Source organism: Paenibacillus sp. NPDC058367 (genome assembly GCF_042723305.1).
Classification (GTDB): domain Bacteria; phylum Bacillota; class Bacilli; order Paenibacillales; family Paenibacillaceae; genus Paenibacillus_AQ.
The window spans coordinates 83,999-108,707 of the sequence record NZ_JBHXIZ010000002.1; the positions used below are offsets into that span (position 1 = coordinate 83,999).

Annotated in this window: 21 protein-coding genes; 16 read left to right on the forward strand and 5 right to left on the reverse strand. The window is 41.4% G+C overall.

All coding sequences use genetic code 11. From position 1 onward, the window contains the following. Nucleotides 1-561 precede the first annotated feature (561 nt). From ACFWMP_RS10965 to ACFWMP_RS10975, 3 genes are all read left to right on the forward strand, one after another. Nucleotides 562-1,278 carry an ATP-binding protein gene (locus ACFWMP_RS10965; RefSeq protein ID WP_379423703.1) on the forward strand — a complete coding sequence of 239 codons (717 nt, stop codon included), beginning with the start codon at nt 562-564 and terminating at the stop codon, nt 1,276-1,278. Nucleotides 1,279-1,403: 125 nt separating this feature from the next. Continuing rightward, nucleotides 1,404-2,066: a DUF421 domain-containing protein gene (locus ACFWMP_RS10970; RefSeq protein WP_379423704.1), complete on the forward strand. Its 663-nt coding sequence runs from the start codon at nt 1,404-1,406 to the stop codon at nt 2,064-2,066. A gap of 41 nt (nt 2,067-2,107) precedes the next feature. Next, nucleotides 2,108-2,581 carry a GNAT family N-acetyltransferase gene (locus ACFWMP_RS10975; protein WP_042189801.1) on the forward strand — a complete coding sequence of 158 codons (474 nt, stop codon included), beginning with the start codon at nt 2,108-2,110 and terminating at the stop codon, nt 2,579-2,581. A 48-nt stretch (nt 2,582-2,629) separates the two neighbouring features. On the opposite strand, the gene ACFWMP_RS10980 is transcribed toward ACFWMP_RS10975, so the two are convergent. Together ACFWMP_RS10980 and ACFWMP_RS10985 are read right to left on the reverse strand one after the other, a co-directional pair. Further along, nucleotides 2,630-4,039: an MDR family MFS transporter gene (locus ACFWMP_RS10980; RefSeq protein WP_042189800.1), complete on the reverse strand. Its 1,410-nt coding sequence runs from the start codon at nt 4,037-4,039 to the stop codon at nt 2,630-2,632. 87 nt (nt 4,040-4,126) lie between these two features. Then, nucleotides 4,127-4,552 carry a MarR family winged helix-turn-helix transcriptional regulator gene (locus tag ACFWMP_RS10985; RefSeq protein WP_042189798.1) on the reverse strand — a complete coding sequence of 142 codons (426 nt, stop codon included), beginning with the start codon at nt 4,550-4,552 and terminating at the stop codon, nt 4,127-4,129. A gap of 206 nt (nt 4,553-4,758) precedes the next feature. Between ACFWMP_RS10985 and ACFWMP_RS10990 the strand changes: the two genes are divergently transcribed. The 6 genes from ACFWMP_RS10990 to ACFWMP_RS11015 all read left to right on the forward strand — a co-directional run bounded on the left by ACFWMP_RS10990 (nt 4,759) and on the right by ACFWMP_RS11015 (nt 9,383). Continuing rightward, nucleotides 4,759-5,274 carry a CAP domain-containing protein gene (locus ACFWMP_RS10990; RefSeq protein WP_379423705.1) on the forward strand — a complete coding sequence of 172 codons (516 nt, stop codon included), beginning with the start codon at nt 4,759-4,761 and terminating at the stop codon, nt 5,272-5,274. 170 nt (nt 5,275-5,444) lie between these two features. Further along, complete coding sequence (locus ACFWMP_RS10995) at nt 5,445-5,897, forward strand: CAP domain-containing protein (RefSeq protein WP_379423706.1); 453 nt, start codon at nt 5,445-5,447, stop codon at nt 5,895-5,897. Further along, nucleotides 5,897-6,688: a copper amine oxidase N-terminal domain-containing protein gene (locus ACFWMP_RS11000; RefSeq protein WP_379423707.1), complete on the forward strand. Its 792-nt coding sequence runs from the start codon at nt 5,897-5,899 to the stop codon at nt 6,686-6,688. The genes ACFWMP_RS10995 and ACFWMP_RS11000 overlap by 1 nt, the downstream gene beginning before the upstream one ends. Then, nucleotides 6,685-7,515, forward strand: coding sequence for an AraC family transcriptional regulator (locus tag ACFWMP_RS11005; RefSeq protein WP_042189794.1), 831 nt, complete (start codon nt 6,685-6,687; stop codon nt 7,513-7,515). The genes ACFWMP_RS11000 and ACFWMP_RS11005 overlap by 4 nt, the downstream gene beginning before the upstream one ends. 73 nt (nt 7,516-7,588) lie before the next feature. Then, the gene (locus ACFWMP_RS11010; RefSeq protein WP_042189792.1) at nt 7,589-8,818 is read left to right on the forward strand and encodes a multidrug efflux MFS transporter; all 1,230 of its coding nucleotides are present in this window, start codon (nt 7,589-7,591) and stop codon (nt 8,816-8,818) included. After that, nucleotides 8,790-9,383 carry a hydrolase gene (locus tag ACFWMP_RS11015; protein ID WP_339265923.1) on the forward strand — a complete coding sequence of 198 codons (594 nt, stop codon included), beginning with the start codon at nt 8,790-8,792 and terminating at the stop codon, nt 9,381-9,383. The genes ACFWMP_RS11010 and ACFWMP_RS11015 overlap by 29 nt, the downstream gene beginning before the upstream one ends. 69 nt (nt 9,384-9,452) lie before the next feature. Here the strand turns inward: ACFWMP_RS11015 and ACFWMP_RS11020 are convergent, their stop codons facing one another. Continuing rightward, nucleotides 9,453-10,265, reverse strand: coding sequence for an undecaprenyl-diphosphate phosphatase (locus ACFWMP_RS11020; RefSeq protein WP_339265921.1), 813 nt, complete (start codon nt 10,263-10,265; stop codon nt 9,453-9,455). 351 nt (nt 10,266-10,616) lie between these two features. Between ACFWMP_RS11020 and ACFWMP_RS11025 the strand changes: the two genes are divergently transcribed. Further along, a complete protein-coding gene (locus ACFWMP_RS11025) occupies nt 10,617-11,108 on the forward strand; it encodes a GNAT family N-acetyltransferase (RefSeq protein WP_081951298.1) in 492 nt (163 codons plus the stop codon). A 61-nt stretch (nt 11,109-11,169) separates the two neighbouring features. Here ACFWMP_RS11025 and ACFWMP_RS11030 read toward each other — a convergent pair whose 3' ends face one another. Both ACFWMP_RS11030 and ACFWMP_RS11035 read right to left on the reverse strand, forming a co-directional pair. Further along, entirely contained in the window at nt 11,170-12,876 is a 1,707-nt protein-coding gene (locus ACFWMP_RS11030; RefSeq protein WP_379423708.1) for a sensor histidine kinase, read from the reverse strand. 63 nt (nt 12,877-12,939) lie between these two features. Next, nucleotides 12,940-14,493 carry a response regulator transcription factor gene (locus ACFWMP_RS11035; protein WP_042189783.1) on the reverse strand — a complete coding sequence of 518 codons (1,554 nt, stop codon included), beginning with the start codon at nt 14,491-14,493 and terminating at the stop codon, nt 12,940-12,942. A gap of 278 nt (nt 14,494-14,771) precedes the next feature. Here ACFWMP_RS11035 and ACFWMP_RS11040 point away from each other — a divergent pair, with 278 nt between their 5' ends. From ACFWMP_RS11040 to ACFWMP_RS11065, 6 genes are all read left to right on the forward strand, one after another. Continuing rightward, nucleotides 14,772-16,064 carry an ABC transporter substrate-binding protein gene (locus ACFWMP_RS11040; RefSeq protein ID WP_379423709.1) on the forward strand — a complete coding sequence of 431 codons (1,293 nt, stop codon included), beginning with the start codon at nt 14,772-14,774 and terminating at the stop codon, nt 16,062-16,064. A gap of 28 nt (nt 16,065-16,092) precedes the next feature. Next, nucleotides 16,093-16,968 carry a carbohydrate ABC transporter permease gene (locus ACFWMP_RS11045; RefSeq protein WP_076121149.1) on the forward strand — a complete coding sequence of 292 codons (876 nt, stop codon included), beginning with the start codon at nt 16,093-16,095 and terminating at the stop codon, nt 16,966-16,968. Further along, nucleotides 16,965-17,771, forward strand: coding sequence for a carbohydrate ABC transporter permease (locus ACFWMP_RS11050; RefSeq protein ID WP_339265913.1), 807 nt, complete (start codon nt 16,965-16,967; stop codon nt 17,769-17,771). The genes ACFWMP_RS11045 and ACFWMP_RS11050 overlap by 4 nt, the downstream gene beginning before the upstream one ends. A gap of 181 nt (nt 17,772-17,952) precedes the next feature. Continuing rightward, nucleotides 17,953-19,458: a hypothetical protein gene (locus tag ACFWMP_RS11055; RefSeq protein ID WP_379423710.1), complete on the forward strand. Its 1,506-nt coding sequence runs from the start codon at nt 17,953-17,955 to the stop codon at nt 19,456-19,458. Nucleotides 19,459-19,470: 12 nt separating this feature from the next. Next, a complete protein-coding gene (locus ACFWMP_RS11060; RefSeq protein WP_042189773.1) occupies nt 19,471-20,229 on the forward strand; it encodes a DUF6063 family protein in 759 nt (252 codons plus the stop codon). Further along, nucleotides 20,216-24,697, forward strand: a complete 4,482-nt coding sequence (locus ACFWMP_RS11065; protein WP_379423711.1) for a coiled-coil domain-containing protein — start codon at nt 20,216-20,218, stop codon at nt 24,695-24,697. Before ACFWMP_RS11060 ends, ACFWMP_RS11065 begins: the two co-directional genes overlap by 14 nt. Nucleotides 24,698-24,709: the final 12 nt, after the last annotated feature.

The following is a 24,709-nucleotide window of genomic DNA, read 5'->3' on the forward strand; positions in this document are numbered from 1 at the left end:
TGTATTTTAAGCAACACTAGGCTGAAAGGAAGTTATCCCTTGTTTGAGACTTTGCTTTTAAATTTCTTGTTTTTATTGTTTCCAATCTTAATTTTTCTACTTTTCTTTGAGAATCGTGCTTTTGCTTATAATAGTAAGATTCTAGTTCTACTGTCGGCAGTGACCATGTGTCTCTGCATAGCGAAACCTTTTAAACTCGATATGGGCTTTATTTTTGATTTGAGATATATCCCGTTTATCATTGTGGCTCTTTTTGGTGGATACAAGAACGTTCTACCGCTATATATCCTTTTAAATATCTATCGATTCTATGTGGGGGGAGAGGGTACGTTACAATCCTTTCTTTTCGCCACTTCAATCCTAATCCTGGTTCCTCTATATAGTAAAAGGTTCTTAAAACTAGATTCGAAAAGTCGCATCATCGCGGCAACAATAATTTCTTTTCTGACAATGGGATTTTACCTAATTATATTAGGTTTTACACAGGGGAGTTTAAATCGGGAATATTGGTTTCTCACCTTAAATGCCTTTACGACGCATGTCGGGGTGATGTGTATCAATATGATCTTAATAGAAAAGATTATTACTAATATTAAGAATCGCGACCGAATTATGCAATCTGAAAGATTAAATGTCGTGAGCGAGCTAGCGGCAAGTGTATCACATGAAATCAGAAACCCGCTTACAGTGACCAGCGGTTTTTTGCAACTGCTGAATAAATCGAAGACGATCACAAAGGAGGAGAAACAGTACGTAGAGTTATCTCTATTAGAATTACAGAGGGCTGAAAAAATCGTGAGTGACTATCTTTCATTTGCTAAGCCGCAATCCGATAATATGGTTTATTCCAACATGCAGGAGGAGGCAGAATATACTAAGAATATCATCATGCCTTATGCCACTATGCACAAAGTAGAGGTCAAATTTAATTTTAAAAATTCGCTATTCAAAAATTATGATCGGAACCAAATACAGCAATGTCTTATTAATCTATATAAAAACGGAATCGAAGCCATGAAGGAAAAGGACGGTGGTACGCTGTTCATCGATATTTCGGAAAAAAAACAAAATATTATTATCAGTATTCGCGATACTGGCATTGGAATGACAAAGGAAGAAATATCGCGTCTCGGTAAACCGTATTATTCGACCAAAGCTGAAGGCACGGGACTGGGGATGCTTATGGTCTACAGTACCATTGATAAAGTGAAGGGCATTGTTGAAGTTGATAGTGAAAAAGGCAAAGGCACAACGTTCATTATCACCATTCCAACATAAGGGCAAGTTGCAGAGCGTCTCGTTTGCTGTTTATCCCCCACTAGGAGTGTGTAATACCTTTCATGAATGGATTTCGTGTCATAAGGGCAACGACCCTGTGCGAAGTCCCATCTGGAGGTGCAGCAATGGAGATATTTGTAACTATAGGTGTCAAACTGATCATTAGTTTCTTTGGTTTGTGGATCATTACCTTTATTACTGGCCGCAAGACGCTTAGTCAATTGACGCCACTTGATTTCCTGTCATCATTGATTTTAAGTGAGATTGTAGGGAATACGATATATGATAATGAGGTGAAGATCTGGCATCTGCTGTTTGCGCTTTTCATCTGGACCACTTTGTCTTATTTGTTTGAAAAGGCAACGACCCATTTTGTGAAGTTCGGGAACATGGCGGAAGGCCGGACGGTGTTGCTTATTGACGATGGCAAAGTGAATCAGGATTTGATGGAGAAATACGATATTGAGTTTACCCAACTGCTGTTTATGCTGCGGCAGCAAAATATTTTTTCTCTAAGTGAAGTGAAGTATGCTCTGCTCGAAACGAATGGCTCACTGTCGATTATGCGCAAGTCTGAAGAGGAGCAATCGGAGCAGTCTTCCTCTTTTTCCATTACAGTTATTGATAAAGGTAGGCTGCTGGAAGATTCGATGCGTGGCAGACCGATGAATAAGATACAGATCCAGGAATGGATCAGGGAGCATGGCTATCAATGCGTTGAGGACATTGCTTATGCTGAATACAAGGAAGACGGATCACTCTATATCATACCTAAAAACAAACCATAAACCTTGTTAATAGTAATATATTTTAATGGAGGTACATCTTTATGGGGATTTCTTTATGTAAAGCAGACGTAAGTGATGCGGAATTTATTCATCAAATGCAAGTCAAAGCCTTTATGCCATTACTGGAGAAATATAAGGATTATGAAACCAGCCCTGCCAATGAGTCCGTAGAAAAAATGATAGATCGAATTAATCAGTCTTTTACAGATTATTTTATGATTAAGAATTCTGATATTGTTGTGGGCGGTGTCCGAATCGTTAAAAAGGAAAACAATACTTACCGTGTCAGCCCTATATTTATTATGCCAGAATACCAGGGGATGGGGATCGCCCAGCAGGTTTTTGCAATCATTGAACAGAGATATAATGACGCGAAAAAATGGGAGCTGGATAGTATTGAGCAAGAGCAGAGGAACTGCTATTTATATGAAAAGGTAGGATATAAACGAACAGAAGAAACAAAGCAAATTAATGATAAGTTAACTTTAGTATTTTATGAAAAAACTATTGATTAAAATATAGACAGCGGACAGCTCGTGTCCACTGTCTTTTTTTGATTAAAATTAATAAACTCTAATACGCTTCACAAATAACGATAAAATTAATCCGATAACTGCAATTGCTGCGATAAATAAGTATGCATGTGTAATTCCTGCGGTTAAAATTTCAGGCTGTGCAGCAGTTGGATGTGTATTCGCGAATCGTGTTTGTCCGCTAGACATTAGTGTAACGGCGAACGTTGTACCAAGAGCACCTGCGATTTGTTGAAGTGTGTTCATAACAGCAGCCCCATCCGGATAGTATTTCACGGGTAACTGATTTAAGCCATTGGTTTGAGCGGGCATAATGACCATAGCTAATCCGATAAACATAGCGCAGTGTATTAAAATAAAGGTCAGGTTACTGGTTTCAGTAGAATTGCTTGTAAATAGAAAACCTGCAATGGTTGCGATGGAGAATCCAAGCGGCAGCAATAATTTTGGACCGAATTTATCAAATATTCTACCCGTAACTGGAGCCATAGCTCCGTTAATCACACTCCCTGGAAGGAGTAGAATTCCTGCAGCTGTAGCTGATAACAATAAACCTCCTTTTAAATATAACGGTAATAAAATGGCAGAGGATAAAATGATCATCATTCCTAAAAAGACCATTATCAGACCTATTGTAAACATAGGATATTTAAACACTCGTAAATTTAGCATCGGCGTTTCCAACTTAAACTGTCTTAATACAAACAGAATTAAGCTGATGACACCAACGATAAGAGGCAGATAGACAATGATTTCACTTAAAGCATGATCAGCGATGTTGCTAAATCCAAATACGATGCCACCAAATCCGAAAGTAGAAAGTAGAATGGATAAAATATCTATTTTAGGTTTAGAGATTTTGGCTACATTTTTGATAAATGTTAATCCGAATCCAAATGTAAATAATAATAAAGGTAAACTTGTCCAAAAGATAAACTCCCAGCCCAAATGATCCACGATCAAACCAGACAAAGTTGGCCCGATGGCCGGTGCGCACATAATAACAAGTCCCATCATCCCCATGACAGTTCCACGTTTATGTGCAGGGAAAATTATTAGAATAATGTTCGTCATTAGGGGCAGCAATAAACCAGTTCCCAAGGCTTGCACTAAACGCGCAATTAATAAGGAGGTGAAATTGGGGGAGAGGGCAGCAATTAAAGTACCAATGATAGATAATAACAAGGATGCTGTGAATAATTGTCTAGTGGTAAACCATTGCATTAATAGGGCGGATATCGGAACGAGGATACCTAATACAAGTAAATATCCTGTGGTTAGCCATTGAACCGTTGAGGCGTTGATTGAAAATTCATCCATTAAGTTGGTAAAAGCCATATTTAAGGCAGTTTCACTAAATAGTCCGACGAATGCTCCTAGCATAAGGGAGAAGGCCATTAGGGCGGGACGTTTAACTTGAACAGCTGCTGTTGATTCCATGATAGGGATAAACCTCTTTTCAGAAATGGATTCGTATTATTTTTGAAGAATAGATGATATGTCAACTATAGGGCAGAGGATATACATTTATGCCTCTCTTACATTATTCTGCACACGAGTTAACAAAGTTGTTAGCGCTGAGTACTCCGCAGGAGAGAATCCTGTCGCTATAATTTCGTTTAATTTGATCGTCACCTCATTGATTATAGTCTCTAATTTCCTGCCTTCGTCTGTGACAAAAACATTTACCGAACGACGGTCTTGCGTACTTGGTACTTTATGAATGTACCCCTTGTTCTCTAAGCTAGCGATCATTCGGGCAACACTGGCTTTATCCTTCCCAAGTTTATTAGCAATCTCGTTCTGAGATAGACCTTCTTTCTCAAGCAACAAAGCCATAAGTAAATGTTGTTCAGGCGCAAGCCGAACGGGTGCAAGCAATTTTGTTAAATAATTGGCTATTTCTAAGTGTAAATCTCGAATAACTAACCCTAGCGGGTCTTTGGAATCCATATGATCTCTCCTAATTAGAAAAATAGATGATATATCAACGTTTATGATTTGTTTATATTAACATAAAGTAACACATACATGTCAAGTCAAAGAGAAATCAAGTACATAGGATTAACAAAATTTATAGTAGAATTATAGACTTTGGTACAAGCGTGAAGACCTCTTCCACAATATATTGTTGTAAATACAGTGTAGGAGGGAAAATCATGAAGCAAAGAATATCTTCAATAAGAAGAGTCAAAAGTTCTTTGAGTAAAGGAATAAAAACGAAACGTAGTTCCGGAACGAAAAGAGTAGGGAAGTCAAGGACTCATATTAGACAAGCTAACGCATTTGAATTGCAAGTTTTTAGATTAGTCAACGAAGAACGTACGAGTAGAGGAATCGCTGCCTTAACTCTAAATACGCGGCTAACTGATCTTGCGGTTTTGAAATCAAGAGATATGAGGGATAATAACTATTTTAGTCATACCTCTCCAACTTATGGTACCCCCTCTCAAATGCTAGATCGATTTGGAGTGGAGTGGCGTGCTTATGCAGAAAATATCGCGGCGGGCCAAGCAACACCTGAAGCAGTAATGAGAACGTGGATGAATAGTACTGGTCATAGGGCTAATATTTTGGATCCTCGCTTTACGGATATTGGGGTTGGTTATGTAGGGGGAACTGCGACTAGTCAATATCAACATTATTGGACACAACTGTTTATTCAGAAACCATAAGAGATCACAGAGAAGCCACTCTATAATGAAATACGCCTCTGATTGTGTGTCTAACCATTGAGGTGAAGTTCATTTACGGGGTGGTTTGTTTTGTGTTTTTGAACTGCTTTACAGAAACCTTTCTGGAAGAATGTCGTCTAACAAGATATGGAATTTTGAGGAGGGGAACTATGCGTAAAAGATGGATACTTATAGGCGTCTTGCTGCTTATGGCAATCACTCCATTGATTGATGTCACAAAGGTACAAGCCGCAAAAGTATTGTTTGACGGAACTAGTAGTGCGGAGCAACTAAAAGCACTAGCTTCAATTAATAAAATTCGGCAACAAATGGGGTTGGATGAAGTGAAACTTGATCCTGCCCTCGTTAAGGCGGCGATTAATCATGCTCGCTATGCTAATGCTAATTTTACAATAAAGTCTGAAGGCGATTTATCTATAGAAGTGAAAGGTCGTGAGTTCTTTACCCAACAAACGCCTAAAGAGAGAGTGTTAACGTCGGGTTTAAGCGGAGAAGTAACGGAGATTATGGAAACCGTATATATGAAAGAGCGGGCCTATGATGAATTTGATATGGCTTCAGAGATTAACGAGCTAGCAGTTATGCATGATGCAGGGAAGTGATGCTGACCCCGGCAGTTGCTTCTATTGGCATTGCACGAGTGGGTAAGTCTACCGTGATTGTTGGTGCTGTGAAGTCAGAAGGCGTAATGACTACACCAGCGACTGCGAGCTTATTTCCTTATGATGGAATGACGCGAGTGTGGTCAGGCAACATTTACAAAATGAATGCACAGCAGTTAATTCAAGGAGAAGCTACAACACTTACGGTCTTTAGTAGTCTACGGGATGTAGCGGACATAAAGGCTAAACTAAGCACACAGGCAGGCAACCGCCACATTAGTATCCCGCTTAGTGTGAAGAAACTCAATTCTGGTTACGGGTATGTATTAACAGCGCAGCGTCAGTTGAGGGGGGATCGGGAGTATACCGCGGAGGTTTCATTTCAATCTGGTGGCGAAACGCTAGTGAAAAAATGGACCTTTAAGACAAGCCCATTCCTGTATCAGTTGAATATTGATGATATGCCACTTCTATCAGCACCGCCGCTAAACATTGTGAATGGTATTTCAGAAGTGCCCATGCGTTATCTCTTTGAGTTATTTGGAGCCAGGGTAGAATGGAACAAGGCAACTCGCACGATTACCGCTGAAAAAAATGGACTTTCTCTGAAGATGACCATCGACGATCATACAGCCTACATTAATGGACAAGCTGTGCAGATGAATAGCCCACCTCATCTATACGGTTACTCGACCTATGTTCCCCTCCGATTCATATCCGAAACGTTCGGATATGACGTTGAATACGATCCGATCGAACGTTCGGTGGACATTTGGACAGGGCTTTTATGAATATAAATAATCTATTTTTCCACATACTATATTGTAATTACAGATACTTCAACGACCCCAAGAGAAATTGGAGCAAGCTCGTTAGAACCCTTCAGCATCATGAACTTCTCTTAGTGACTGGAGGGAAGGGCAGCTTTATGATGGAGCGAAAACGACATTCGTTTAAAGCTGGTATGTTATTCTATATTTCTCCAGATGTTAAGCATTCAATAGAGATAGATGCTGAAGATCCCTTATGCTTTCTGTCCGTTCATTTCAACTATGCGAAGGTGAGCATGAACGAGGAGAACTGGGGAATTAGTGGTGATGTGGATTCACTCCATTTGCAAGCTGTATCCGAATTGAAGGATTATTATCAAGTGGAAGATATCTTCGGACAAATGATTCAGAGCTGGAATACTAAGCTGCCAGGGTATGAATTTGTAGCGAAGACTTTGTTACAGCAGCTTATCATTGCAATTGCTCAAAATACACAAAAACAAAGTCAAAATTACTCCACTTCATTAAAGGTGGAAAAAATTATTAATTATATGCATCAAAAGATCAATGAGAAAGTTAGCTTGAGCGAATTGTCAGATTTGGTACAGCTTTCACCTGCTTATTTATCGAGAGCATTCAAAGAGATTACAGGTTATTCGATCATTGAGTTTTTTAATAAAATGAAAATTGATAAAGCGAAAGAGCTGATTCTTGAAGGGGACATAAAAATCAAAGCGGTTGCGCAAACCCTTGGATTTACGGATGAATTTTATTTCAGCAGAATTTTTAAAAGAATGACAGGCATCAGCCCTTCGGAATTTCAGAGCAAAAATGTCCATGGAGTTTAGAATAATGCATGGTATAGAGCCAATCTGACTGTTAATATGAGGTTGTTATTGTTAGCAGAAAGAAGGCTTTTTTATGTCCATGTGGAAAAGGAATTTGATCGTTTGCTGGTTTGGTATGTTTGTAACGGGTGTAGGTATGAGCCAGATTGCGCCAGTATTGCCACTTTACATTAAGCATCTTGGCGTGGACAATGCCGATTCCGTTGCTCAGTTTTCTGGCATTGCTTTTGGGATTACCTTTATCGTTTCAGCCATATTTTCACCCATTTGGGGGCTGGCGGCAGACAGGTTCGGACGGAAACCAATGCTTTTGCGGGCAAGTCTTGGGATGGCGATTGTGATCAGCTGTATGGGGTTTGCGCCTAATGTGTATGTATTAATTGCACTAAGATTATTACAGGGTACAATAACGGGTTATAGTACAGCTTGTACTACATTAATCGCGACTCAGACGGATAAGGAACATGCAGGATATGCTTTAGGAACTCTTTCAACAGCCAGTATTGCTGGAGCTTTACTTGGCCCAACGATTGGTGGTTTCATTGCAGAGAGCATGGGTTTACAAAGTTCATTTTTTGTTACGGGTGGACTGATGCTGGTTGCCTTCATTACTACCGCTTTGTTCGTGAAGGAATCTTTTCATCGTGAAGATAAAAAGACGCTAAGTATCAAGGAGGTCTGGAGCAGTGTTCCAGAGAAGAGCCTAACGCTAACCTTGTTTGTAACCTTCTTTATTCTAACTGTTGCTTTATACTCTGTAGAACCAATTATTACGGTATATGTTACTCAGCTCTCCAAGAGTGCTAGTCATGTGGCTCTGCTTGCAGGGATGACCTTCTCAGCTTCAGGGCTGGCTAACATCATTGCTGCTCCAAGGCTTGGCAAGTTGTCTGACCGAATAGGTGCTCAAAAAGTTATACTAGTTGCGCTTATAGCGGCAGGACTTCTGTTTATCCCACAAGCGTTTGTTCAGAATCCTTGGCAGTTAATGGGTCTGCGTTTTCTACTAGGATTAGCGGCAGGTGGGTTAATACCTTCTGTGAATATCCTCGTTAAGAAAATAACACCAGATGCGCTTACAGGAAGAGTGTTTGGATTTAACATGTCGGCAGGTTATCTTGGCACATTTGCGGGTTCGGTTCTAGGTGGGCAAGTGGCAGCCTGGTTTGGGATCCGAGATGTATTCTTTATTACGAGTGTTTTGCTATTGATAAATGCAGGCTGGGTTTATTTTAAAGTGTATAAAAAACTAAGCTTAAATGGGAGAGAAGACAATGGAAGACTTAAAGAGATCAGAAACTGAATGTATTGATGCAAAGAAAACGGCGCTGGTTGTAATCGATTTGCAAAATGGAATTGTTAACATGCCTAATAAGGCTCCACATACAGGTGAGCAGGTGGTTCAGAAGGGCAGCAGTTTAGTTCAAGCCTTCACGGAAAAGGGGGCGTTTGTAGTACTTGTAAGAGTATCCTCGTTAGATGGACAGGATATGTTAAGACCGCAAACAGATCTGAAGATGAATGCAGGATCCATTCCAGAAGGTTGGGATACCTTGGTACCTGAATTATCTGACTTCAAAAACGCACATGTGATATCTAAACGTCAGTGGGGGGCATTCTTCGGAACGGATCTTGATTTACAGCTACGGCGTCGTGGTATAGATACAATTGTCTTGTGTGGTATTTCTACATCCATAGGTGTGGATACGACAGCTAGAGAAGCTTATCAGCTTGGTTACAACCAAGTTTTTGTGGAAGATGCAATGACTGCTTCTACGAAAGAAGAGCATGACTATGTGTGTAAAACGATTTTTCCTAGGATCGGCAAGATTAGGTCGAGTGGTGAAGTAATATCCCTGTTAAAATAGGATGAAAAGCCCTCATGCTCTCTGTAATCCCAGAGATTGTCATAAGGGCTTTTGTTTTAAATCATGTACTTACATGAAGATAAGGAGTAGTATCCCAGCCAAGAAGCAGTAATAAGAGAAGTACTTCAAATTACCTTTAGCCATAATCCCCATAAACCAGCGCATAGAAAAATACGTAACGACTAGTGTAGTAATAAATGCAATTAAGTATGGAATTGCTAGTTGCGCTCGGTTCGGGTCACTGGCAATATCAGATGCCCCCATAACAAGTCCGCCCAGACTGATTGGAATATACAGCATAAAAGAAAAGCGTAAAGCAGTTTCTTGCTTCATTCCCACAGCAATGGAAGAGATGACCGTTGCGCCTGAGCGACTTATCCCGGGAATAAGAGCTACAGCTTGGGCAAGTCCGACTATGACTGCATCCTTCGCTTTTAAATCCCCATCTTGTTTACGACCGCGAAGATTACGAATTAACCATAAAGCAACCCCGGTTACCAGCAAGGCGATGGACACGGTGTGTACTGACGAGAAGATCTCCTCAATTTGGTCCTTAAAGAACAAGGCTACGATAACCGCAGGCATGGTGCCAATGATAATGTACAAAGAGAACATAAAATCTGACTTATATTCCTCTTTGCGGGTCAGAATAAATTGAACGAATCCAGTGATCAATCTTCCGATATCTTTGCGGAAAATAAAGCAAATCGCAATTAGAGAAGCCGTATTTGTCAGGATTTCAAAGGATAGCCCATTCTGTTTTAAGCCTAGCAATTTCTGCGCGATGATTAAATGGCCGCTCGAGGAAACGGGGATTGGCTCAGTTGCCCCTTGAACAAACCCTAGAAACAAGTATTTAAGCCACAGTATAATATCTTCCATTTTTCCTCCCAGTATTTTTGTAATCTTTTTAATCATATCTCATTCAATGAAGAAATGACAATAGAACCATCGTGCCATATCGAAGTTCATCGCCTTAAATGAGGGCTTGACTGAACCAGTTATAATATTCTTGAATGGCTTGTTCACTAACCGAGCCTATCGCGAAAGTAAACTAAATGAGGTGGAACTATTTGTAGTTCATTAATTAAAATTCATCGGCAGGACATTCCGAAAGCCGCCAGCGTTCTGGCAGAAGCCTTCGCAAAGGATGATCCACTGTATCAGCATATTTTGCCTGATGAAACAACCAGACTCCGCGTATTAAACATTTTTTTTCATCGTTATATTGAGATGTTGTATCCTTATTCGGATTTACTAACGACGTCAACAAATTATGAAGCTGTCGCCTTGGTGTTCCATTCGGAGCGTCAGAGCGGGACATTGATTTCGAACGTCAACTATATGAAACAAATTGGGCTAGCGATTCTCAAGTGTTTACCGATTTGCCGTATCATTGGTGTGCGAGGATTTATTCGAGGGTTAGCCACTTTGCGCAGTATGAGCTCCTTATGGTTATCGATGTTTGGAGATCAGAAGTATATGCATTTGGATATGCTTGTAGTGCAAGAACGTTACCGTGGACAAGGCTATGTATCGAAGATCTTGAAGCCGCTGCTTGCCGAATGCTGTGAGAAGAATGCATTATGCACGTTAGAGACACAGACGCTAAGTAATCTTCCCATCTATGAGCATTATCAGTTCCGCACAGTTAAGGTTATCCCCTTACCCAACAGTACATTAGAGCAGTATTGCATGGCGTATTCTCCAAGCGTTACTGAGTAGTTATTAAAACGGGGCGTCCCATTCAGCCATTTCATGGCTTTTGGGGCAGCCCATTTTTTGATCATGAACTATATTTCGCAGCAGGGATGATTATTGTTATGGCTGTGCCATAACCTGGCTCGCTTTCAATGTGGATACCATAAGGTGATCCAAAGAGCAGCTGAATTCGATCATGAACATTCTGGATGCCAATCCCTGATAAATGATGTTTTTTGCTTACATTCACCTGCTCAGGAGCGTTCGGCATCCCTATACCATCGTCCATAATTTCGATGATTAAATGCTCATCCCGCTGGGAGATGAAGATTTGAATATTGCCGCTGACGTATCCAGGGAAAGCATGGAAAAACGCGTTTTCCACAAAAGGCTGAATGATCAGCTTGGGGACCAACAGCTCCGTACTGTCTTCAGAAATCTCAAAGTGGACACCGATTTGATCACCGTATCTGATCTGATTGATAAATACATAATGCTTTAAAGTCTCTATCTCCTGTTTTACAGTAATCATGTCCTCTGTAGATCCTAAGGTATTCTGAAGCATGGAGATGAGGCTATCGATCGTTTGATCCACCTGTTGGGTCCGATGCATGTTGGCTAAATATTTGATCGAACTCAGCGTATTATACAGGAAGTGAGGGTTGATTTGCATTTGCAGAGCATTGAGATCTGCCTTCCGGCGTTCCTGCTGTTCGTAGACAACTCTTTCGGTATACCGGTCAATTTCTCTAATCAGATGATTGTAGGCTTTGGTTAATACATTAGTCTCGTAGCTGCCATCTTCCTGCAAGGGATGCAATTTCAGACTGTCCCCTTTGGACGTTTTCATCGTATTGACTAACTGATTCAGGGGCTGAATGATTCGTTTACTAAGCCAATAGACAAACAACATGCTAATCACCAGTACAATGCTAACTACCTTGATGATTTCGTTTGAGATTGTATATAGCGGCGCAAATGCAGTTAATTGATCAACCTCCTCCATAATGTAGGCATTAAACTCCGGAAGGAAATACGAAATATAGGTTTGTTTATTTTCTGAATTTGTGACGATACCTCCTTGCTCCACAGCGTTCATGGCATTCAATAGAAGAACGGAATTATACGTGCTAATGGAAGCCTTATTGCTGCTGGAGAGAATCGTACCCTCTGCTGAGATAAGCGAGATATGAATGCCTTCCGAAATGTAGGGGCTGTATTTAAGATAGATGTTAAGCTCGTCCATAACAACGGCTGTATATCCGTACATTGAACCGGAAGCACTATCCACCAAAGGTTTCGTAGCAAAAATATAGTTTTTATAGGGTACAGTTTCTTTGAAAAGATCTGAACTGCTATGATATTGAATTCGATTGGGGATAACTCCATTAATCGTCATATAATCCGATACGATTTCATCCGGTATTTTATCCCATTTCAAGTTATTGCTTGAATAATGGCGTCCTCCTTTTCCCGGCATTGCCGAAACAATGATATGGGAGTTGTCGGGACTGAGGTAATCTTTGTAGATATCAATATATCTTCCAAGACTCATAACCAGATTGGTATGCTCAAGCGAGGTCAGAGCCGGCTTGGTAATATAATTTTTAAATTCAACACTACTGTTTATCTGCAGCATCGTATTCACAACCTGGTCATTGTATCGCAGTAAATCATTCTTTACCAAATTCATATTGGCGGATGAATTCTGGACGACTTGATTTAGTAGAATCCGCTCTGAAATTTTCGAGGAGGCCATGGTAAGGATGAAGGAGATTACAAGAATCCCCATTAACATAAGGATTAGAATTTTGATAAAGATACTATTCTTACGAAGCAAGCCGTTCACCTGTCTTTACTGGGAGATTTGAGTACGGAACTCCACAGGAGTCTTTCCAGTCATTTTTTTGAATACCTTCGAGAAATAATTATGTTCTGAGAATCCGGTTAAACGGCTGATTTCTGATACGGTTAAATTAGGGTCCAGCAGCAGTTCTTTCGCTTTATCTATTCGCACCCTGCTGATATATGTAGTTAAATTCTCTTGCGTTCGCTGTTTGAAATAAGAGGAGAGGTAACTATAGTTAAGATGCAAGGTATTTGCCATTTCTGATAATGAGATTTCATTAGCATAATGTTTGTTGACGTATTCATAAATCTGGTGCAGAATCATCGATTGTTGATCTGTTTGTTTCATACTGGATTTCAGTGCATCTAGGAATTGTATCAAAATACTCTCTAATTCATTGATGCTATAAGCTAAATCAATGGTTTTAAATAACTTTAGTCTGGACGAACCAAGCTCAGAAATGGGCTGCTTAATATGCTCAAGTGTACTCATTGCCGTATAGATGAGATTTTGACATAAACGTTTCAAGCTATATTCGTCATAGTCCTGTGTAGATAAGATTTTCAGAAAAAACGCTTTCAATTGTTCTCTGGCGTCATCTATAGCCAAAATCCGTAACAATGAAGTAAACTGATTCAGGTCGAAAGATACCTTTTCGCTAGGAATGAGAATTGCATTTTCCGGAACTACTACTTGTGTTGGGAAATAGATCAGTTTGCCAAGGTACGGTGTTAATCGCAAATGCGCTTCCTTAATCTGTTCTAAACCGGAAAATGGATTGGAAAGAATAAATGAGATATACAGAAGCTTTTCTTTCACGGCCTCAGCTAATGATTGAATTGATGTCGTTATATTTTGAGCTGCAGTCTCCTCATAGTTTAGGAGAATTAGAAATTCTGTCTTAAGGAATATAAAAGAATAGGTTAAGTTATTAGATAAATGTTGCTTTGCCAATGAAAGAAGGAGCTCCTCCATTTGGTTTTGACTCCACTCTGTTCTGGACAGAAGTAAGCTGTTGCTGGCTTTTGCCAGCATAAAGCAATTTCCTCGAAAATATTTTGTGAGCAAGTCTATAGATTCTTCATTTGGTAACGAATCATGTTCAAGCCATTGGGCAAGGATCAACGAAATGTCCAGATTAGGACGAATATAACCGGATGTTTGTAAGTTCACTGAACCACACAATGTCTGGATTAAAGTTATAAGCTCAGCAGAAGAGACTTTCGGTTTGAGTAAATAATCAGTAACGCCGTATTTAAAGACTTCCCGAACATAATCGTATTCACTGTAGCTGCTTAATACGATAATTTTAATTTCCGGATATTTCACTTTCATGATTTTTGAGAATTCTATTCCATCCATAACTGGCATCACAATATCGGTGATGACGACATGTGGACGTGTGGATTCGATATGGTCGAGCGCATCTTGGCCATTTGAGACCTGGGAAACGATTTCAATTCCATATTTGCTCCAGTTACATAAATGCATAATCCCCGTTCGAAGGATGGCTTCATCGTCTACGATCATCACCCGATAGGTTGAAACGTTATTGTTCATAGTAGGACACCCCGTTATTTCTCTTGTTGTATTTTTCTCATCATATAACAATCTTTCATATTACGGTATGGGATCTGGTTTGAAAAGCTATATACAAATAAAAAGTGCTATCGACCATAATTTTTACTAGGAAAAAAATAACATTTATTAAATGAACAATAATTACTACTAAGAAAGAACGAATGATTATTATACTTATCATTTTGAATTCTCTAAAATTAGGTTCAAGCGTTAAAGAATGAACCGCTTACATACAAAGTCAAAAGGGGTTGTAGAAATTGAAAAAATGGTTATCAGTATTGCTCTTAGTATCAATGACAGTAACGGTACTCGCTGCTTGCGGGTCATCAAATTCAGCGGAGAAAAATGAAAGCGGTACTACTAAGAAAAAAGTGATCGCTTGGGCCTGGGACCCTTCCTTTAATGGTGCAGCTTTAAAGATCGCTGAAGATCTTTACAAAAAAGAAAATCCTGATTTTGAGCTAGAGGTTGTTGAAATGGCCAAAACGGACTTGGAACAAAAGCTGAATACTAATCTGGCAGCAGATGTTAAAGACGGTCTTCCAGATATTATTCTGGTAAATGATCCTAATATTCAAAAATATGTAAACGCATATCCAAATACCTTCGCAGATTTTGGTGACAAGATTGATTACACTCAATTCTCTCCATACAAGGTCGATGCACTTAAGGTAGACGGTAAAATGTATGGTGTTCCTTTTGATATTGGTTCAACAGGTATGTTCTACCGCTCGGATTATCTGGAGGAAGCGGGTTTTACGGATGCAGACTTACAGAATATCACTTGGGATCGTTATATTGAAATCGGTAAAATTGTAAAAGAAAAGACGGGCAAATACATGGCGACCATTAATCCAAATGATGAAGCCTTAACCTCCATTCTTCTGCAATCGGGTGGATCGTGGTACATCACACCTGACAATAAAGGAAACTTTGTTAATAACCCTGTAATGACAGAGACCCTTCGTGTATACAAAGCGATTTCTGATTCCGGGATTGCTAAGCCTGTTACAGGCTGGAGTGAATTTGTAGGCAGCTTTAATGCTGGTGATGTAGCTACAGTAGTATCGGGAGTGTGGCAGGTATCATCTATCATGGATGCTAAAGATCAAAGTGGTAAATGGAAAGTAGCGCCAACGCCAAGATTGGGAATTGATGGTGGTGTTAATGCATCGAATGAAGGCGGTTCCAGTTGGTTCGTGCTTGATGGCTCAGCTAATAAAGATCTTGCGATGGATTTCCTGTCCAAAACAATGGGCTCTAGCAGTGAATTCTACGAGCGATTCTTGACCGAAAATGGCGGTGTGGGTTCCTTTATTCCGGCATTCTCCAGTGAGGCTTATGGTCAAACCTCAGATTTCTTTGGTGGTCAAGCTATCTACAGCGATTTCACGAAATGGTCTACAGAAGTTCCGGGGATTTCTCTGGGAATGTATACACAGGAAGCAAAAGATGCACTTAAAAATGAATTGCCAAACATTCTGAATGGCGCGGATTTGACGCAAAGCTTAGCTAACATCCAAAAATTGTTCGAACAACAGGTGCAATAAATATAAAGTTAGCAGGTGGGGATAGGATATGGAGAAAAAGTGGAATAAATCTACTATCGCGGGATGGCAGTTCGTATTATGGCCTTCACTGATCATAATGCTGTTTAGCTTCTATCCCATGATTCAATCATTACTGTTATCATTTCAATCAGGGAAAGGGACTGTGTACAGTTTTGTAGGGCTCAAAAACTATGTGCGTCTATTCTCCGACCCTATGTTTAGACAAGCGGTCTCGAATACTTTATTATACCTGGTTATTCAGGTGCCAATTATGTTGTTCTTGGGCTTAATCATTGCCTATTTTCTTAATATGCCTGGTTTGCGCTTTAAGGGGTTTTATCGTACGGCGATTTTTCTCCCGTGTGTAACCTCATTGGTGTCTTATGCAGTCTTGTTCAAAAGCATATTCTCTGTAGACGGTATTCTCAACCGTATGCTTATGTCCATTCATTTAGTGAGTGAGCCTGTTGGATGGCTCACTGACCCACTTTGGGCCCGTATTGTTATTATTCTAGCAATCACATGGCGTTGGACGGGTTACAACATGATTTTCTATTTATCTGCTATGCAAAATATTGATCCTAGTGTGTATGAGGCGGCTTCTATTGACGGAGCTTCAAAGACTCGGCAGTTCTTCAGTATCACTACACCAATGTTGAAACCAATTATTTTGTTTACAGCAATTATCTCAACGAATGGTACGTTGCAATTATTTGATGAGGTCGTTAATATTACCAATGGTGGACCGGGTAACTCGACAATGACGATATCGAATTATATCTATAATCTATCGTTCGTATATACTCCTAACTTTGGTTATGCGGCTACAGTCTCCTATGCCATTGTAATCATGGTAGCTGTGTTGGCATTTCTTCAACTTAAGGTGGGAGGCGAAAAAGATTGAGCAAGTTAAATAAATCAATCATTCATTTCTTTTTAATCATAGCGTCTGTCATTTCTCTATTTCCTTTTGTGTGGATGCTTATTGGGATGACGAATACTTCTTCGGATATAGTAAAAGGAAAATTCTCGTTTGGCTCAAGCTTTTCCGATAATGTAAGTCATTTATTTGGCTCGACCAACCTTGGCCAGGCGTTCTGGAATTCTGCTCTGATCGCGGTCGTGGGTACCCTCCTAACATTGCTGCTTAGCTCGATCGCAGGGTATGGATTTGAGATTTATCGGACGAAAGGTAAAGATCGCCTGTTTGGTATTCTAATGCTCTCCATGATGATGCCGTTTGCAGCGATCATGATTCCACTGTTCCGGATGTTCAGTAAATTTGGAATTTTAAACACGCCTGTAGCAGTTATTCTGCCTACCATTACAACCGCGTTTATGATTTTCTTTTTTATGCAGAATACCAAATCCTTCCCGCGAGAATTGCTGCAAGCAGGTCGTGTGGATGGGCTGGGTGAATTGAGATTATTCACAAAAGTGTATATGCCAACCATGAAACCAACCTATGCGGCAGCAGCGATTATTACATTCATGAGTAATTGGAATAACTTCCTGTGGCCGTTGATTGCGCTCCAAAGTCAGGATAAGAAAACACTGCCTTTGATCGTGTCATCGTTAGCTTCGTCTTATAACCCAGATTATGGCATGATTATGGTTTCCATAGTTATCACTACATTGCCGACAGTATTAATCTTCTTCTTGCTGCAGAAACAATTTGTGCAAGGGATGCTCGGATCTGTGAAGTAGTAACAAAATGATATAGTAGGGACGGGGGCATTTGATTGTCTCCGTCCTTATAAGATTTTGTTTAACAATAAATAGCACAACCTTCGATGAATTGATATAATAGAAACATATATTCGCGTACTTCAGAACCCTATACGGATGTATACGGGTTTTATTTTTATTTGGTGAGGATGGCAGAAAGATGAATTGGTCGGATTTTGGCGAACGAAATAAACGATTGAATCCCCTATGGAATCTGGGGGCTGGGATGAACCTTGGCGAAATCCAACCATACAAAGAAATGGTGTCTTTAAGCATCTTGTTGCAAGTCTATTATTTGGAGCTAGAATCCAATGAGAGAAGATCCAAGGAAGATATAATAGCGTTGGCTTGGACTGCATTGGAACGGTTCAATATTGCGAATCTCGGGACTACCGAATCCGTAGAACGTTTAGTAGACGGCCTGCTCTGGAGCGGAAATGGTGGGGACTTTGAATCCTATTATTATGATGATGCGGCTCGGCAAATGTCTGTGCAGAAATATAAGTATTTCATGGTGGATGAGGATGCGACCCGCAGTAGCTGGGAAGAGAGCGGCAGAACAATCTATCGTCTCTCCGAATATGCCATGGAGCTTATTTTTATGAGTCATGAGATTATCGAAGAGTTCCAGATAAGCATCAAGCTGCTCGAGATTCAGATGCATATTAAGCATGGACGTGTAACTCGGGCGCTTCAGGATGTGAATGAGCTTATCTCCCGGGTTCGAAAGATGACTCATGAGCAGCAGGAATACCGGAATGCATTGCGCCGTAACCCGAAGCATATTTTTAGTGAATTCGGAGTGGCCCGGCATCAGCGACTTGAAGAAATTCATCAGCAATTCGATGAGGAACGCAAGCATTTTGATAATATTCATCGTTCTCTGGCTCGGCTAGCCAATGACGAGAAAGATGTGATCGACTTTAATGAGATCCGCATTCTTTCTGAACGAGTCGAGCTCTCAAGGCGTGTACACGATGAGCTGGCTGAGATAGTCTTGAATATTTTCGAGGTGGAGACCAACTTAAGATTGAACTTTCCTGAACTATTCTGGGGAGCCGCAGGCTTTAATTTCCGTACGCATGTATGGGAGGAATGGGTTAAAGAAGAGGGGCTGCCAAGCGGTGACAGCTTTGAACTGCTGCTCGGCGGATTGTTTGCTCCGAATCAGGATTTTGTCTATCCACTTCCTTGGGCTTGGGAGGAGCAAGAGGTTGGTTTTATCCCGGATATAGTAATAGATGAACTTGAAGATGAGCTCTATGCTGAGAATGCTCAATATATTCCTAAAGGTATTCCATGGGCGGAAGTCGTTGAACTGTGGAAGCCTGTGTTCAGTGCGCTAGCCGAGCGGGGAAGCTTTACGTTTACTGCAGAAGCTTTTACCGAGGAGGAATTAACAAGATGGGCACGCACACCAGATGCTGTCGATCTGTGGGTGCAGTTTTTTCATTCAGAGATTACTGTGCAAGAGCAGGCTCCTGAGAACAGCAACGGATCCGATGAATGCCAGTTGCTAATCCGTTATGTACTTGCGGATGATCCTCAATTGGAGAGCCTGCGCGGCAAGCTATTGCGGACGAGCATTGCGCAAGAATCAGCCCTAAGGGTACGCTGGTCTGGTCTAGACATGAGCCCATATACTATTACGATCGTGGAGAGGTGAGAGGTTACTAGCATGAGTTATACATTAGAACAGGTACAGCAAGCTTCACGGCTATTTTTTGAATTACTTCGTAAAAAAGTAATCCCTCTCGATGATCCTGCGGCAGCGGAATGCCTGCAGGATGCAGGAACATATGATGCGCTTCAATATGTTGCCAAGGAGGCAGGCTGCCGAGTGATGAATTCGGGACACCGTCTCCATTTGTTGGTCAACCCACTCGGGTCAGTGTTCGCCACCAACTTTACCCAGTTGAAGAATAAATACTCACGAATTGAGCGTAAAACTCATTTACATATCATTAATATCATCATCCTTGTGTTTCTGGCCGAGATGGATCAGGACGAGACTCACTTTAAGTCCGGGCAGGACAGTATGTCCTATATACAGATATCAGATCAGGTGTCTTCACTTTTCCAAGCATGGATGCAGATGGATGATGAAGGTCGGTTTAGTCAGCAGTGGCGCTTGGATATCCAAGCGATGTCGAAGGTGTGGACTAACCTCTATATGCAAACTAAGAGTCAGGAAGAGAGCGATCTTCTGACAAGAGGCGCAGGCTCACGAATTGGGCTGATTCATGAAGGCATGAAGCTCCTCGAAGAGGAGAAGCTCGTGTTCATCTCGGAGTCAGAGAAGCGGATATTCCCACGGGAAGAGCTTTATGAGAGAATGCGGTATTTATATCATGATGTTGACCGGTATCAGGAATTGAAGAAACTCATCGGACGAACTTTAGCTGAGAAAGACGGTGCTATTAATGCCGCGGATTGAACGCATACGGATTACAGGACTTAAATACGAGAAAATGCTCAAGAAATATGATGATATGATTCTGGATCTCTGTAACGAAGAGGGGCCAAGCAATACGCTTATTACGCTTATGAATGGTGGCGGGAAGGGCGTACTGCTGCAATCCATATTTCAGTTATTAATGCCCAAAACGCCATGGGGAAAAGATAGTGAGAACCAGGTGGAAGCATTTTTTCATAATCATAAAAAACAACTTAAACCTTACACCTTTCATGTAGCTATCGAATGGCATCTGGACAACAATGAGCGTAATGAATATATGACGACTGGTATTGCTATGACGGCACATAACTCACTGGATCAGCAGGATATTAAAGTGGATTACCTTCTATACGCACTTACTGATTATGGCGATGCATCTGAACTCACCCTTTCGACGTTGCCACTCTTCGATGAAGAAACTGCTGAACCTACGAGTTTTGAAACGATCCAGCAATTTATACGAGATCGGCGAGGGGAAATTGTACCTTTTGGTAGCCATAGCTCGGATTTAAAAAGATATTATGATTTCCTGGCTACCCGGGATATCCATATCGCCGAGTGGCGCAATATGCGGCGGATCAATGGGGAAGAGGGCGGTATTAAAGGTTATTTTAAAAAGAATGATGCCTTTACCAACCATAACTTATTCGAAAAGCTAATTATCCCTGAGATAGGTTCCAGTCTAAATGAGGGACCCAAAGAAGAAGACAATACGCTGCAGCGGATGTTTATTGACACGGCGACAGTAGCTCAGCGTCTACCGATGCTTGAACAGCGGGAACAGGTCTATACAGAGTTTCTTGGCATGGCTGCACCTTTATACGAGCTGGTGAAGCTAGGAGTAGAGGCAGAGAGTTTTGTTCAAGAAACGGAACTTCGTGGGCGTCAGATCTTTACGGTTATTCATGAAGAACAGAGAAATGCGGAAGAAGAGCGAAGTAAGGTTGGTAATGAACTGGCGGGGCGTTATCAGGATGCGAAGCAATTGCGATTTGAGACGGACAATCTAAAGTATTTGCGCAGCAAGGAAGAAATGGAACTGAAACAAGATGAGTTCAAAAAGCTTAGTGATGATCAGAGACGTGCACGTGGACGGCTGGACGATTCCAAGGCTCAGGAGAAAAAGCTTGAAGTGGCTCATTTCTTAGCTAAACGTATGCTCCACACACGACAAATTGAGCAATGGCAGAAAGAAATTCAAGCAATCGAAGGATCTCTGGAGATGAAAGAACGTCAAGAGGTCATTCAGACGGCTAAAGAAAAGCTTCGTAAACAATGGGATGTGGTGTCAAGCCTCTGGCAACAAACGATCAGAGGATTTGGAAACGCTGAGCGGGCACTGGCGACTGAAGAAAAGGGTCTGCGCAAGGAGCGGGAGAGCTTTCTGTTGGAGTTAGCAGGCCTGGATATCCAAATTAATGAATTGACGCTATCTATCCGTCAATATACAGAAGAACTCGGAACATTCGCAGCTCAGCATGGTCAGGACGCTGCACATGCTCCGGTGGCAGCGCTTCAACGTGCGATTTCAGCTGCCAAAACGATAATTCTGGATATGGAAGTGCTAGAGGAACAGCATAAAGAGGCAGAGAACCGAAAGCTGGCACTGCATAAGAATCACGCAGAACTCAGCGAGAAGCATCGCTCTTATGAACGAGAGGCAGACGAGCTTGGGGCACTGCTTGATTCGCAGACCTATAAAGAATCACAATTATGGTCACAGATTGTTGTTCTACTGGAAATGTTTGATGAACATAATCGTTTGGGAGCTACTGGCCTTTTTGAAGAGCAGGATACGATTCAACTACGATTTATCCGAAAAATGGATGAAGTGGAGCAACAGACAAAACGTTCCAGACGAGAGTACTACAATCAGCTTATGGACGTGGAACTTCAGAACCAATCCTACTGGCTGCCGAATTCAGATATTCTCGCGGTCAAGGATACACTCGATTCGCTCAAGATTCAATCCACACCGGGCAGTTCCTATTTAAATGATCGTCCATACCTTGAACGTGAGGAAGAACTAGAGCGCTATCCACTCCTTCCTTATAGTCTGATTGTTACCCGGCGCGAAGCTGATAAAATCAAACCGGATTTGCTGAAGGACACGCTGCTGAAATCAGCGGTGCCAATCTTTATCCGTGAAGAGATGGTAGCTTCAGATCCAGTATCTTTTAAGCTTCTAGCTAACCAAGGCCCACAAATGGTACTGGAGCCAGATCGGTTCTTAAACTTTAAGAGCGGTATTCAGGCGAAGCTTAAGGAGCAAGAACAAGTGCTTCAGGACGCGGAGGCTTATTTATCGAAGTTGAAATCTGTGCGTCAGGAATATGAGCGGTTATATCAAACAGAGAACACTGTGACGATTACAGCCAAACGCAATACTCTTATGAAACTGCAAAGTGAACTTCAGCAGAGCATTATCAGTCTGAGCAACGAGATTAATGAGAACGAGAGCACGCTTGCTCGGATCGGTCGGGAACTTATCGAGAATAAAGCGCTTAGTGCAGAGCATGAGCAGAGAGCAGCAGCGTTGCAAGGTTGGATTGAACGTTCGAAGAAACATGAGCAGGATCAAAAGGAGAAGAAAAAGTATACAGATCGTAAGAGTCTAGTGAGCAAAGAGCTTGCGAGTAAGGACCAGCAACTTGAGCATCTTGAAGCGCAAATGGTAAGCCTTGGCGGAGAGCGTGAGAAATGGATGGGAGATGCCAAGTATGCTCTGTTTCCTAGACTGCAACATTGGTTCCCTGAAATTGTATTTCCGACATATCATCAGCTTTCGGATGATATGGACCCCACACCAATAGATCCTGTAGAGCAGAACCTTCTGTTGCAGCAGCTCAGTACGGTTGAAAGTCTGCAGCAATCTCTGACGGAGAATGAGCTTGAAATTCGAACAAGAGCCGCCCAGATTAAAGCGGCGAGCGAGAATCTAACGGAGCTTGAAGCCAGCCTGAATCAAGTGGATGAGAATTGGCGGAAGGTAACAGAGCCTGCTGAATCTACTGAATCCATTATGGCTGCAAGAAACCGTCAAAAGTCGGAAACTGCTTCACTGGAAGAAGACTATCAGATGGTTCACGACTCTTTCATCCGCTGCCAAACCGAATTGGAGAATTTGCAGAAGGAATTGCGTAAGGTAGAAAAAGGAATCAAAGAGAAACATGAGCGTGCCGTGGAAATTTGGAATGAGCTACTCGAGCAAAAAGAGGCGGACATTCAAGAGCGTTTCCAAGAGAATGAGCTCATGCTTAACCAGTGTAAACGATCTTTGGAACGAATGGATACGCTTATTCAGACGTTATCCAATCAAATCAAGATCATGAATGCACATATTGAGGATCGGGTCAATCTACGGACTGTGCCAGAAGAATTAATGCTGAGCGTAAGAGAAGGCTGTGAGTCACTGGTTGCTGACTGGCTTCTTCGTATTAAGGATAGCCGAGTTAGACGGGACGAGGTCTCCAGAAAGGTGAAGGAAGAGAAAAATTCATTAACCGGAAAACTTGCCAAAAACGAACGGAATTCTGAACTGGAGACCAAGATTCTAGATCGTTTAAATACGGTTCATTGGGATAACTTCGCTATTGCTCAGCAAGTCCTAGATTCGATGTTACGTAGCTCACGCGATCAGATTGAGAGCATTCAAAGTGATAAGGAGGATATGGACCTGTCCCGCAAGATGTGGGTCGCCCGGGCTTCTTATCGTGTAGTACAAATCATTGATATTATGAAGCGAATGGAACGTCGGATGATTATTCATAACGAGAATAATTATGCTTTCCCGCTGGTACGCCTGAATTATAAGAATATCAGTATACCGAGATCAAGTGATGAGGTAGAGCCGATGGTGAGCGACTATTTCAATCGGTGTATCAATGAACTACTCTCAAAATATCCAAAGATTGAACAAGTACCAGCGCTGGTAATCAAAGAGGTTATAAATGACGGACGAATCGTCTATGCGGCGCTTCAGAATCGCTTCCCGATTCTTCAGGTATATAAACCAGTAACGGAAAATTACTTCCTCTACGCCGCTCCGGAAGATTATCATTATTCCGACTGGGAGATCATCAATCGGGGTGCACTGGATGAGGCTGTCGGCAGTGGTGGACAACGCCAATCTGTACAGCTGCTGGTAGCCATGATGATCATGACGCATAAACGTGTAAATCGTGAGAACAAAGGGTGGACGGTCTTTTTATATGACAATCCTTTTGGAGAAATGGTTTCTAATAACGTGCTTGATCCCGTATTTGAAATTTCTAAGGCTCTAAAATTTCAGTGGCTGATTGTAACACCACCGGAGCTAGTGAAGAATGACGTTAGCGTTCGCTTTGGTGTGTACTGGCAGCTCTATTTCGGAGGTGTCAAAGGGGATATGTTAGAATCCACCCTAGTCAAGGGTGGAAGAAAGTTCATTCCTGTTTCGCTGTTTTGATCAGCAGCGTTT